The organism is Pseudomonas sp. 2995-3 (genome assembly GCF_002742565.1).
In the GTDB taxonomy this organism is placed as follows: Bacteria; Pseudomonadota; Gammaproteobacteria; order Pseudomonadales; family Pseudomonadaceae; genus Aquipseudomonas; species Aquipseudomonas edaphica.
In genome coordinates, this window is sequence record NZ_LJSB01000259.1 from 49492 (window position 1) to 62081 (window position 12590).

Here is a 12590-nt window from a genome sequence, read left to right on the forward strand (position 1 = left end):
CGGACATACTCGGTCCAATGTCAGCCACTCACGCCCTTACCTCAATCTTTCCCCCTCAGGCTCATCCGGTTAAACGCGGCTGCCAGTCAGAGCATTTCTCGCAACCGATACCACAGCATCCCCAACGCCAGCAGCGGCGAGCGCAGGGCCTTGCCGCCGGGGAAGGTCATGTGCGGCACTTGGCTGAAGATATCCAGGCCGTGGCTTGCACCGGCGTGAATGCCTTCGGCAAGCAGGCGCGCGCACCAGTGGGTCACGTTCAGGCCATGCCCGGAATAGCCCTGGGCGTAGAACACATTCGGGTACTGCTTGAGGCGCCCGACCTGGGGAAAGCGGTTGGCGGTGATGCCGATCTTGCCGCCCCACTGGAACTCGATGGCGGTGCCTGCCAACTGCGGGAACACCTTGAGCAACTTGGGCTGCATATACGCGGCAATATCCGCAGGGTCACGCCCCGAGTAATGGCAGGCGCCGCCGAACAGCAGGCGCCGGTCAGCCGAGAGCCGGTAGTAATCGAGCCCGACTTTCTGATCGCACAGGGCGAGGTTTTGCGGAATCAACTGCTGGGCCAATTCGACCGACAGAGGCTCGGTGGCGATGATGTAGCTGCCCGCCGGCAGTACCTTACCGCTCAAGCGCGGTTCCAGTTCCTCCAAGTGCGCGTTACAAGCCAGTACCAGATTAGCCGCGCGCACCGTGCCGCCGGCGCAACGCACCTGCACCGTATCGCCGTGTACAAGCTCCAGCACCTGGGTCTGTTCGAAAATCTTCACCCCGAGCGACTCGGCCACCTGCGCCTCGCCCAGCACCAGGTTCAACGGGTGCAAGTGCCCGGAGCCCATGTCCACCAGGCCGCCAGCGTAGACGCTGGAGCCCACCACCTGCGCCATGTCTTGCGGGCCGACCAGGCGGGTTTCAGGGGCATACCCCAGCGCTGCCAGGCCGGCCTGCTCGCCCTTGAACGCGGCAAACTGCGCCGGGGTGTTGGCCAGTTCGCAAAAGCCCCAACGCAAATCGCAGTCAATGTTGTGCTGGGCGATACGCTCGCCCACCAGCGCCACCGAGTCGATCCCGGCGTGCTGCAGGTAACGCACGCCCTCCTCACCCACATACTTGGCGAACCCCGACACATCATGGCCGATACCACGAATCAGTTGCCCGCCATTACGCCCACTGGCGCCCCAGCCGATGCGCCGGGCCTCCAGCAGGATCACCGAGAGCCCGCGCTGGGCCAGTTCGATGGCGGTGTTGACGCCAGTGAACCCGCCGCCTATCACGCACACATCGGCGCTCAGGTCGGCGCCCAGTGACGGGCGCTCCGGCATGGTATTGGCCGAAGCCCGGTAGTAGGACCGGGCGTGGTCATTGGACGGGATCATTTGTTGGTCTTCACTTTGCTCCAGGCGCGGGTCATCAGGCGCATGGTCGCCGGGGTCGGCGTGGTGGAAATATAGAGTTTGTCGAGCACTTCCTGGGACGGGTACACCTCATGGTTGTTGACCAGCTCCGGCGCCATAAAGGGCTTGGCCGCCGGGTTGGCGTTGGCATAACCGACCGCGGCACTGACCTTGGCGATCACCTCTGGGTCGAGCAAATAATTGATGAAGGCGTGGGCCTCTTTCGGGTTCCCGGCGTCGGCAGGAATCGCCAGCAAGTCGAACCACAGGTTGGAGCCTTCCTTGGGAATCGAGTAGGCGATGTTCACGCCGTTCCTGGCTTCCTTGGCGCGGTTGGCGGCTTGAAATACGTCGCCTGAATAGCCGAAGGCCACGCAGATATCGCCGTTGGCCAGGTCCGAGATGTACTTGGACGAATGGAAGTAGGTGATGTACGGGCGCAACGTCAGCAGCTTGGCTTCGGCCTGTTTGTAGTCCTCGGGGTTTTCGCTGCGCGGGTCTTTGCCCATGTAATTGAGAATCGCCGGGAACAGCTCATCGGCTGAATCGAGAAAAGCCACGCCGCACTCGTGCAGCTTCTTGATGTTCTCGGGCTCAAACAGCACCGCCCATGAGTCGATGTGGTCGATCCCCAGCACTTGCTTGACCTTGTCGACGTTGTAGCCGATGCCGTTGGTGCCCCACAGGTACGGCACCGAGTGCGCGTTGCCGGGGTCGTTTTTCTCCAGCAGCTTGAGCAGTTTGGGGTCGAGGTTCTTGAAGTTGGGCAACTGCGAGCGGTCGAGTTTCAAGAACGCACCGGCTTTTACCTGGCGTGCCAGGAAGTGGTTGGACGGCACCACCACGTCATAGCCGGTGCGCCCGGCGAGCAACTTGCCTTCCAGGGTTTCGTTGGAGTCGAACACGTCATAGATCACCTTGATCCCGGTCTTGGCCTGGAAATCGGCCAAGGTGGTCTCGCCTATGTAGTCGGTCCAGTTATAGACGCTGACCGTCTGGGCGGCCTGGCCGCTGCTGCTGAACGCCGCGACAAGAGCCAGCGGGAGAAGCTTTTTCACAAGACGCATATCGACACCCCTTTATTGGTTTTTTAGACGCTCAACAGCAGGAACTCACGCTCCCAGGAACTGATCACTCGCTTGAAATTCTCGTGCTCGGCGCGCTTGACCGCCACATAGCCACGCACGAACTTATCGCCCAGGTACTGCTTGACCGTGTCGCAGTCCTCCATGCGCGCCAGCGCATCTTCGAGGGTAAACGGCAGGCGCAGGTTGCGGCGCTCATAGGCACGGCCTTCCACCGGCGCGCTCGGCTCAATTTGCTCGATCATGCCCAGGTAGCCGCACAGCAAGCTCGCGGCAATCGCCAGGTACGGGTTGGCATCCGCGCCCGGCAGGCGGTTTTCCACGCGCATCGCGTCGGGGCTGGAGGTCGGTACACGCAGGCCGACGGTGCGGTTTTCTTCGCCCCACTCCACGTTGACCGGCGCCGAGGTGTCCGGCAAAAAGCGGCGGAACGAGTTCACGTTCGGCGCGAACATCGGCAGCAGCTTGGGAATGTACTTTTGCAAGCCGCCGATGTGATGCAAGAACAGCTGGCTCATCTTGCCGTCGGCGTCGACGAACACCGGCTTGCCGGTGGCGATCTCCACCACGCTCTGGTGCAGGTGCATGGCGCTGCCCGGTTCGTCGGCCACTGGCTTGGCCATAAAGGTCGCGGCCACGTTGTGCTTGAGCGCGGCTTCACGCAGGGTGCGTTTGAACACGGTGATCTGGTCGGCCAGGTCGAGGGCATCGCCATGGCGGAAGTTGATTTCCATCTGCGCCGGGCCGTCTTCGTGGATCAGCGTGTCAAGGTCCAGACCCTGCAGTTCACACCAGTCATAGACGTCTTCGAACAGCGGGTCGAATTCGTTGGCGGCGTCGATGGAAAACGACTGGCGCCCGGTTTCGGCCCGGCCCGAACGGCCCACCGGGGTTTTCAGCGGCAGGTCCGGGTCTTCGCAGCGCTGGGTCAGGTAGAACTCCATTTCTGGCGCGACAATCGGCTGCCAACCTTTGTCGGTGTACAGTTGCAGGACTTTTTTCAACACGTTACGCGGCGACAACTCGATGGGGTTGCCCTGCTTGTCGAAGGTGTCATGGATCACGATGGCGGTGGGTTCGATCGCCCACGGCACCACGTAAGTGGCGTTGGACACCGGCCGGCAGATCATGTCGATGTCGGCAGGGTCGAGCAGGTCGTAGTAGATATCGTCGTCGACAAAGTCCCCGGTCACCGTTTGCAGCAGCACACTCTCCGGCAGGCGCATGCCTCGCTCATGCAGGAACTTGTTGGTGGGCGCAATTTTGCCGCGTGCGATGCCAGTCAAATCACTGATCACGCACTCGACTTCGGTAATCTTGTGTTCTTTCAGCCAGGCGGACAGCTGATCGAAGGGGGCGTTCATAAGGACCTCGTCATGGGTTGGTTGCACGCGCCGACTTGTACTCCCGGCGCATTGAGGTCTATCTTGGGCCAGCCTTCAAACGGCATCTATCCACTTTGCACGAACCATAACGCACCAATAGAGTGCGCCCAGGTTACCCATGACACAGGCAACAGCTTTGCGCGTACAGGCCTTCACCACCGGTGATGTGGCCGCTCAATGCAGTGCGACACCCGGTTGGGTGCAGCAGTACCAGCAGATGTCCCCAGGGCATTTTGCCGGGCAGATCCGCTACCTCGACCTGCACGGCGTCGAGGTTTACGAAGAGTGCATGAACACGCGCGTGGAGCAGCATTTCAATGCGCCACCGGGCTCCCTGGCGTTCTGTTTCGATGGCAGCGACAACGCGCTGTACATGCTCAATGGCGAGAGCCGCAACACCTGGATCACCCCGGAAAACTACCGCGAAGTCGCGGTGGTATTCGGCCCTCAGTTCGTGCAGCGCCATGGTTTGGATGTGGCGAAACTTGAGGGGTTGTTCATGGCACCGCTGACGTGCCAGCAGAACGCGCTGTTCACCCGTTGGCTCAGTGGCACGCTGACACGGCTGTCCGCGCTGACTGACCCTATCAGCCGTGATGCCCTCACCCAGCAATTGCTTGATGACTGCCTGTTTATTCTCGACAACGCTTGTGTGTGCCTGGACCGCAGCTCGTTGCAGCGGCGCAGCGACGAGCGCCTGTTGATGGCGCGTATCGGTGAATGGGCGGCGGATGCGCCGGATGAAACCGCCAACCTGCTGGAACTGGCGCAGATCGCCGGTGTGCCGTTACGCCAATTGCAGCAAGGCTTTAAGACCTACACCGGAATGAGCCCGGCGCAGTGGTTGCGCTTGCGCCGGTTGAACGGGGCGCGGCGTGAGTTGTTGAGCTCGACTCGGGCCACGGTGGCTGAGGTGGCGATGAACTGGTCGTTCTGGCACTTGGGGCGGTTTTCCCAGAGTTATCGGGCGTTGTTTCGGGAGTTGCCCAGTGAGACGCTCAGGCGTTTGGGTTGACGGGTGTTTTTGGTACTGACCTGGGGGCCAAAGGATGTAAGAGCCGCAGCAACAGCAGAGCCATACTCGGTCAAAGGTGGGAGCTGGCTTGCCTGCGATGGCATCAACCGGTTGTACCTGATGTACCGAGGTGTCTGCATCGCAGGCAAGCCAGCTCCCACAGAAAAGCAGCTCTTCAGTGTATGCAAATTCGCCTTTCGCTTTTGATTTAACCACTCAGGTCGGCTACTAGGCCGCCGTGCTGTAGATTTTGATCTTGATCTGAGGCGCCCCGTTAACCACGGATTCAAGCCTTCGTTCTGGCACACCGAGCCTAAGCGAGGCACCGAGTGGTGGGGCGAAGACCTTTTGGTTACTTTTGGCTGGGCCGGCATTCCGGGCGTTTGCCAAAAGTGACCCGCTGTAAGAGCGGAACCCTACTCAGCCGTTACCGCAGCAACGGATATGTACACAACACAACCATTCTCAATAACTTGTAAATCCCAGCACATCCCCCTAGCTTATGCGCCCCCCGCCCTGCGCTTTAAGGCCCTACCCCCATGGTTGTGCGTTTTCGTCCCGTCGTTACCTCACGTTTCGCCCTTGGCCTGCTACTCAGCGGCAGCCTGGGCAACAGCATGGCCGCTGAAATCGAACTACCGGCGGTAAACGTCCAGGGCCAGGAAGACTCCGGCTATCGCACCAACAGCGCCTCGGTCGGCGGCTTCAACGAAGCGCCGTTGCTGGACACTCCGGCATCAATCACCGTGATCAACGCCGAACTGATCAAAGACCAGCAGGCGCGGCTGCTCAGCGAAGTGCTACGCAACGACGCCTCGGTAGGCGACAGCTACGCCCCCATCGGCTACTACGAAAACTTCGTGATCCGCGGCTTCTCACTGAACGCCGCGAGCAGCTACAAAATCAACGGCCGCACCATCACTGGCGAGCAAAACGTCGCCCTGGAAAACAAGCAGCAGGTCGAAGTGCTCAAGGGCCTGGCGGGTTTGCAAAGCGGTATTTCCGAACCCAGCGGCGTGATCAACTACGTGACAAAACGCCCGGAAGATGTGCGCTCGGTTACCGTGTCCACCGATGACCGAGGCAGCGGTTACATAGCCACCGACGTGGGTGGCTGGTTTGGCAGCGAGCAGCAATTCGGCCTGCGCGCCAACGTCGCCCACGAAGACCTCAATTCGTATGTCGAGCACGCCGATGGCCAGCGCGATTTTGTGTCCCTGGCCTTCGACTGGAACATCAGCCCCGACGCGGTGCTGCAACTGGACGCGGAATACCAGAACAAGCAACAGCGCTCCGTGCCGGGTTATCAACTGCTGGGCGGCACCGAAGTGCCCCATGACGCGTCACCGAAGAAACTGCTGGGGCACCAGAGTGGCTCCCATCAGGTCGGCATCGATTCGCTGAACCTCAATGGCAAGTTTGAATACCGCTTCAGTGATCAGTGGAAAGGCAGCCTCAGTGCCGCCCGCAGCAAAGTGGTGATTGATGATTACAGCTCGTTTGCCTGGGGTGGCGCCACGACCGGCATGGGCAATTACTTCACGCCGGACGGCAACTACGACATTTACGACTACCGCAGCCCCGACGACACCCGTCGTGATGATGAAGTACAGGCGGCAATGACGGGCCTGTTCGATACAGGCAGCCTGGGCCATGAACTGACTTTCGGCACCAGCGCGTTTCGACGGGTGATCGACAAGCGCAAGTCCGTCAACGAATACATCGGCAGCGGTAATATCAACCAAGACGCACCGACCTTCGAGCCTACTGATAAGCCGCTGTACCCCAGCCACCGCAACCTCGACAGCCGCCAATACGGCCTGTTCGTCACCGACCGCATCCGCTTCAACGAGCAATGGCAAACCATCATTGGCGGGCGCGAAGTGCGCCTGGATGAAAAAGCGTTCGATGAAACAACGGGCAACGAAATTCGCCACACCCAGCAATACGTGTTCCTGCCCCAGGCATCATTGATTTACAAACCGGTGGACAATATTTCGCTGTACACCAGCTACAGCAAAGGCCTGTCTCTGGGCGGCACGGCACCGTGGATAGCGAACAACTCCGGTGACACCCTGGCGCCGACGGTTTCCCGGCAAATCGAAGCCGGCGTGAAATACGACTGGCGCCGCATCAGTTTCACCGCCGCCGTATTCCAGACCCGTCAAGCCTACCAATACGCCAAGCCCGATGGCACCGGTCAATTCACCTACGCCCAACAAGGCGAACAAAAAAACACCGGCCTGGAACTCTCCGCCAACGGCTGGGCCACCGACCGCCTGCAGATCGCCACCAGCGTCGCGGCGATTCGCGCCCGGGTGACCAACAGCGGCACGCCGGACTACGAAGGCCACCAGGCCATCAACGTACCCAAACTGCGCGCCAGCCTGTACGCCGATTACGCCCTGCCGTGGACGAATGGGCTGGCCGTGCTGGGCGGCGTGCAATACAGCGCCAAGAAGTACGCCGACCGCACCGGCAATGTGCAGGTGGGCGACTACGCCGTGGTGAATGTCGGCAGCCGCTACACCACTAAAATCGACGGCTATGAAACCGTATTCCGCCTCAGCGTCGACAACCTGTTCGACAAACGCTACTGGCGCGATGCAGGCGAATACATGGGCGATGATTACCTGTTCCAGGGCGCGCCCTTGACCGCGCGCCTGAGTGCTTCGGTCAACTTCTGAGCCCGCGCGGTGCTGCCAGCCACAGCGCCGCCAAACCACAGACCAACAGGCTCCAGCCCAGGTCCTGGGCCCAGGCGACCAGGGTCAACCCGGCGCCGATCACCAGGTAGTACAACAAGCCAAACAGCGCGGCGGCCGTGCCCAGGCGATCCTGATAAGCCACCAGCGCGGCCCCCAGCACATTGGGAATGGCCATGCCGAACGCCAGCACCACCAGCAGCATCGGCCATACAAACATCCAGCTGTGTTGCAGCAGCACGACCAGCAAGCCGCCCAGCACCGCGACACCGGCGGCGATCAGCACTAATTGCTCGCCATTTATCCCACGCTTGAGCAGCCACTTGTTCAGCCACGCACCACACCCGGAGCCCAGCGCCAGCAAGACGCCGCTGTAGCCGAAGTCGGCGGCAGACAAACCCAGCCGCGAAAAGATGAATGGCCCCACGCTGTAATAGCTGAACAGCGCAATATTGAACGCCGCCACCAGCCCCACCGAACGCCAGATCCCGGCATCCCTGAGCAGCAACCGCAACGTCTGGCCCAGCGCGGCCGTCGGCATCGAGGCTGGACGCGTCTCGGGCAACGCCCACACGCACCACGCCCATAAGCTCAGCGAGAGCAGCAACAAACCACTGAGCACACCGCGATAACCGAAGAACTGCACCAGGCTGGCGCCCGTGAACAAACCCACGGCCGGGCTGGCGGCCAGGGCAATGCCCATCAGCGAAAATACCTGGGCCAATTGCACGCCCTGGAAACGGTCACGCAGCACGGTCTGCGTCACCACCGAACCGACCGCCGCGCCAAACGCCGCCAACGCCTGGGCCAGCAGCAAACCGTTGAAGCTGGTCATGCCCAGGGCCAGTACCGTGGCCGCCACATACAGGGCCAATCCGGCCAGCATCACCGGCCGCCGTCCCCAACGATCACACAGTCGGCCCCACACCACCACGCCAAATGCGAACGCCAGGAAGTACACCGACAAGGTCTGCCCGGCCCGCTCCGGCCCCACCGCAAAGGCCCGGCCGATATCTCCCAGCGCTGGGCTGTAAAGCGTTTGGGCCAGTTGCGGGAACATCAGCAAGGCCACGGTCAGTGGCAAAAAAATTCTAACCTTCATTCCCCAACTCCTTTGCTTGAAACAGCGCAAGAAGTGTAAGGACTGTCGACTGGAGTATTATCCAGACTTTGACAATTTACCCATCAAATCGGACAACCTATGGCCTGGCTCGCCAACGACGCTACTTTCGATCCCGACCACCTGGCAGCGCCGGTCATCGGCATCGCCGCCCTGCTCGGTGATCACGACTCCGGCCTGCACCGCCACCAGCGCGGGCAACTGCTGTTCACGCGCCAAGGCTGCACCCGTATCACCCTGGACAACCAACTGTGCCTGCTGCCGCCTTCGCGCGCCGCGTGGATCCCGTGTGGCGTGCCGCATCGCGCGGTGATGCACAAAACCGTGGACTATCGCTCGGTGTATCTGAGCCCGGCACTGGCCGATCAATTGCCTGCACAGGTGGGGGTGATCGAGGTCAGCCCATTGCTTCGCGCAGTCCTGGAACCCATAGCGATGGCGCCCTTCGACACCGATTGGCAAACGGGCCGCTACGCGCATTTGCTGGCGTTGTGCCTGGATGAAATCCAGGCGGCCACCGCACAACCGATGCTCCTGCCCTTGCCCCAGGACAAACGCCTGGCGCCCTTGCTCGCCGATCTGGAAAGGTTACCGCCGACCCTGCAAGCCCTGGAAAAACAGATAGGTGCCAGCACCAAGACCATCGGCCGGATTTTCCTGCGGGAAACCGGCCTTGGCTATCAGCAATGGCGCCAGCAGTGGCGCCTGATGCGGGCCATCGAACTGCTCGCCATCGGGCGCAACCTGGGCTATTGCGCGTTCGAGTTGGGCTTTGCCAGCGACAGCGCGTTGATCGCCTTCTTCAAAAGCATGACCGGCAGCACGCCACGCGGGTATTTGAAAGTCGACTGAGGGCGTGCATGAGGCCGCTTCAGCCCGGTAGCGGAATCACCCGTAAAGGCCGCACCGACTTATAGGAAAAACTTGAGTAGATTTCTTTAACACAGGGCAACGTCTGCAACACCTCACGCGCAAACTCGCCAAACGACTCCAGGTCTTTGGCCACCACCTCGAGCAAAAAGTCATAGCGCCCCGACACGTTGTGGCAGGCGACAACTTCGGGAATCTCCAGCAGCCGTTGCTCGAATGCTCGGGCGATTTCCTGGGTGTGGCTTTCCATCATGATGCTGACAAACGCCGTCACGCCATACCCCAGCGCCTTGGGCGACAGAATCGCCTGATAGCCGCTGATCACCCCGCTCTCCTCCAGGTTGCGCACCCGTCGCCAGCACGGCGAGGTGGTCAGGGCGACGCGGTCGGCAAGTTCGGCCACGGTCAAGCGGGCATTACCTTGCAAGGCGTTTAAAAGGGCTTTGTCGGTGCGGTCCAGACTCACGGGCATAACGTGCCTCTATTTGTTGTTTTTGTCGATTATTCGCCCCGAAATCCGGGATTTTCCTGGGTTTTTTGCAATGTTCAACTCTGGTTATGAGCATAGCATTGTAGGAAATAAGGAGCGTCCGATATGAACAACAAACACAATACATTCGGCTTTTCTACCCGCGCCATCCACCATGGTTACGACCCCAAGGACCATCACGGCGCCCTCGTACCGCCGATCTATTTATCTGCCACCTTCGCGTTCCCCACCGCCGAATATGGCGCTGCCTGTTTTGCCGGGGAAGTCAGCGGCCACTTCTACACACGCATTTCCAACCCGACCCTGGCACTGTTGGAATCACGCATGGCAACCCTGGAAAACGGCGAAGCTGCCGTGGCCTTCAGCTCCGGCATGGGTGCGATTGCCGCAACGTTCTGGACCCTGCTGCGCCCGGGCGATGAAGTGATCGTCAGCCAGACCCTGTATGGCTGCACCTTTGCCCTGCTGCACCATGGCCTTGCTGAGTTCGGCATCCGGGTGCGACACGTCGACCTCACCGACCTGGCCGCCCTGCGCGCGGCATTGTCCCCTGCCACCCGCATGGTCTATTGCGAAACCCCGGCCAACCCCAACCTGCGCCTGGTGGACATCGCCGCCGTGGCCGAGCTGGCGCACCAACAGCCAAATGTCACCGTGGTGGTCGACAACACCTACTGCACCCCCTACCTGCAACGTCCGCTTGAACTGGGGGCCGATCTGGTGGTGCACTCGGCCACCAAGTACCTCAGCGGCCATGGCGATATCACCGCCGGTATCGCCGTGAGCAACCAGGCGCTGGCACAACGTATTCGCCTGCAAGGCCTCAAGGACTTGACCGGCGCGGTGATGTCGCCGCAGGACGCATCCTTGCTGATGCGCGGCCTCAAGACCCTGGCCCTGCGCATGGACCGCCATTGCAGCAACGCCCAGGCGGTGGCCGAAGCGTTGCAAGCACACCCTGCTGTGCAGTGGGTCACCTACCCGGGCCTGCGCTCTTTCCCGCAATACGCCCTGGCAGCGCGGCAGATGAAGCAGTCCGGCGGCATGATCGCGTTTGAACTCAAGGGCGGCATCGACACCGGCCGGCGCTTTATGAACGCCCTCAACCTGTTCACCCGCGCCGTCAGCCTGGGTGACGCCGAGTCGCTCGCCCAGCACCCGGCGAGCATGACCCACTCCACCTACACCCCCGAAGAACGCGCGCAGCACGGCATCAGCGAAGGCCTGGTGCGTTTGTCGGTCGGGCTTGAAGACATTGCCGACCTGTTGGCCGATATCCACCAGGCCCTGGCCAAATGCACGCGTGCGGCACCGGGCCGCGCCGTGGTGGAAGAACACGCCGTGAAATAGGGCCTACGGTTGAGGTAATCCTTTCCTACAGACGGTGGTCGGACTGGTCCGACCGCCGTTATGCGTTTTTAATCTGTTTTTTTTGCCGATTGGATCCCCATGCATTTCCCTGGCTGTACTAGCATAGGTGCTCGGCGGGTGCATTATCACTGTAGGTTATTCACATTGGTTACCTTGTTAAACCCCGTCGCTATAAGGATGAATACCTGCACTCAACATTCATGGACGAACTGATGAACTCACACCTGTTCCCTCATATAGGCAAGGTCATCGCCAGCACCGGCAGCCGCCATTTCCCGCGCATGCTGCATGACTTGATCCTGACCCAGCTGGCAGTGGACGCTACCCATATCACCCAACTGCAGGTCAGTGCCGAAGGGCACACCCGACTCCGGATCAGCCCGGTCTACACCGACTCGGTGACGGCGCTGGGCGAAGAACAACCCGCTGCCCAATTGCACCTCACACGCCGCAAGGACGATGTGCGTTATGTGTTGTCGGTGTATCGCTCGCATCAGTCGGAAAGTTTTTCGCCACAGGAACGCAGCATGCTGGAGGATTTTTCGACGCTGCTTCTGCCCATGGTCGAGAAACACATCACTGCGATCCAGCCGTGTCGCCAGGGCGGATCGCCTGTGGTCGCGGAAAATCAAGGGCTTGAAACCTTGCGTCGGCGCATTGAAGAACGTCTGGTGCAATCGGGGTTGACCTTGTCCAATCGAGAACTGGATGTGTGTGTGGGTTTGCTGGCCGGGCGGACTGCACCGGAGTTGGCGGAGCAGTTGGCGTTGAAGGTCAACACTATTGAAAGTTACCTCAAGCGGGCGGCGATCAAGCTTGGGATCAGCGGGCGGCATTCGTTGTTGCGGTGGATGTATGCGGGTGATGAGGGGGTAGCCGCGGCTCTCTAGATCAGGCTGTGGGTTGTCTTTTGGTGGTGTACATATCCGTTGCTGCGGTAACGGCTGCCTATGGTTCCGCTCTTACAGCGGGTCACTTTTTGAAGGACCGGAATGCCGGCCCAGCAAAAAGTAAGCAAAAAGCCCTCGCCCCAACACTCGGTGCCTCGCTGTGGCTCGGCATGCCCGCAATCCGCCAGTGATTTGGGGGGCCGCCGCGATGGGCCATCCTTGGCCCAGCGCGGCTAAACCGGCATCCCTGCCGGTTTACCGT

General features: G+C 60.8%; 10 protein-coding genes. 5 read left to right on the forward strand and 5 right to left on the reverse strand.

The window, feature by feature from the left end:
- Positions 1-86 precede the first annotated feature (86 nt).
- From AOA62_RS25615 to AOA62_RS25625, 3 genes are read right to left on the reverse strand one after another with little or no spacing between them, the layout of a single operon-like run.
- On the reverse strand, positions 87-1379 hold the full coding sequence (locus tag AOA62_RS25615) for an FAD-binding oxidoreductase (RefSeq protein ID WP_099550138.1): 1293 nt from the start codon (positions 1377-1379) through the stop codon (positions 87-89).
- Entirely contained in the window at positions 1376-2464 is a 1089-nt protein-coding gene (locus tag AOA62_RS25620) for a polyamine ABC transporter substrate-binding protein (RefSeq protein ID WP_099550139.1), read from the reverse strand. The genes AOA62_RS25615 and AOA62_RS25620 overlap by 4 nt, the downstream gene beginning before the upstream one ends.
- A 23-nt stretch (positions 2465-2487) precedes the next feature.
- Positions 2488-3846 carry a glutamine synthetase family protein gene (locus AOA62_RS25625; RefSeq protein ID WP_017135352.1) on the reverse strand — a complete coding sequence of 453 codons (1359 nt, stop codon included), beginning with the start codon at positions 3844-3846 and terminating at the stop codon, positions 2488-2490.
- 139 nt (positions 3847-3985) lie between these two features.
- On the opposite strand from AOA62_RS25625, the gene AOA62_RS25630 reads away from it, so the two are divergent.
- Both AOA62_RS25630 and AOA62_RS25640 read left to right on the forward strand, forming a co-directional pair.
- Positions 3986-4882, forward strand: a complete 897-nt coding sequence (locus AOA62_RS25630; protein WP_099550140.1) for a helix-turn-helix domain-containing protein — start codon at positions 3986-3988, stop codon at positions 4880-4882.
- Between the two features lie 539 nt (positions 4883-5421).
- Positions 5422-7569 carry a TonB-dependent siderophore receptor gene (locus tag AOA62_RS25640; protein WP_099550142.1) on the forward strand — a complete coding sequence of 716 codons (2148 nt, stop codon included), beginning with the start codon at positions 5422-5424 and terminating at the stop codon, positions 7567-7569.
- On the opposite strand, the gene AOA62_RS25645 is transcribed toward AOA62_RS25640, so the two are convergent.
- Positions 7559-8689 carry an MFS transporter gene (locus AOA62_RS25645; RefSeq protein ID WP_099550143.1) on the reverse strand — a complete coding sequence of 377 codons (1131 nt, stop codon included), beginning with the start codon at positions 8687-8689 and terminating at the stop codon, positions 7559-7561. The genes AOA62_RS25640 and AOA62_RS25645 overlap by 11 nt on opposite strands.
- Positions 8690-8788: 99 nt before the next feature.
- Here AOA62_RS25645 and AOA62_RS25650 point away from each other — a divergent pair, with 99 nt between their 5' ends.
- Positions 8789-9559: a helix-turn-helix transcriptional regulator gene (locus AOA62_RS25650; protein ID WP_099550144.1), complete on the forward strand. Its 771-nt coding sequence runs from the start codon at positions 8789-8791 to the stop codon at positions 9557-9559.
- 19 nt (positions 9560-9578) lie between these two features.
- Here the strand turns inward: AOA62_RS25650 and AOA62_RS25655 are convergent, their stop codons facing one another.
- Positions 9579-10049 carry an Lrp/AsnC family transcriptional regulator gene (locus AOA62_RS25655; RefSeq protein WP_017136655.1) on the reverse strand — a complete coding sequence of 157 codons (471 nt, stop codon included), beginning with the start codon at positions 10047-10049 and terminating at the stop codon, positions 9579-9581.
- Positions 10050-10172: 123 nt separating this feature from the next.
- Between AOA62_RS25655 and AOA62_RS25660 the strand changes: the two genes are divergently transcribed.
- Together AOA62_RS25660 and AOA62_RS25665 are read left to right on the forward strand one after the other, a co-directional pair.
- Positions 10173-11417 carry a methionine gamma-lyase gene (locus AOA62_RS25660; protein ID WP_099550145.1) on the forward strand — a complete coding sequence of 415 codons (1245 nt, stop codon included), beginning with the start codon at positions 10173-10175 and terminating at the stop codon, positions 11415-11417.
- Between the two features lie 233 nt (positions 11418-11650).
- Entirely contained in the window at positions 11651-12328 is a 678-nt protein-coding gene (locus AOA62_RS25665) for a LuxR C-terminal-related transcriptional regulator (protein WP_099550148.1), read from the forward strand.
- The last annotated feature ends 262 nt before the right edge of the window (positions 12329-12590 follow it).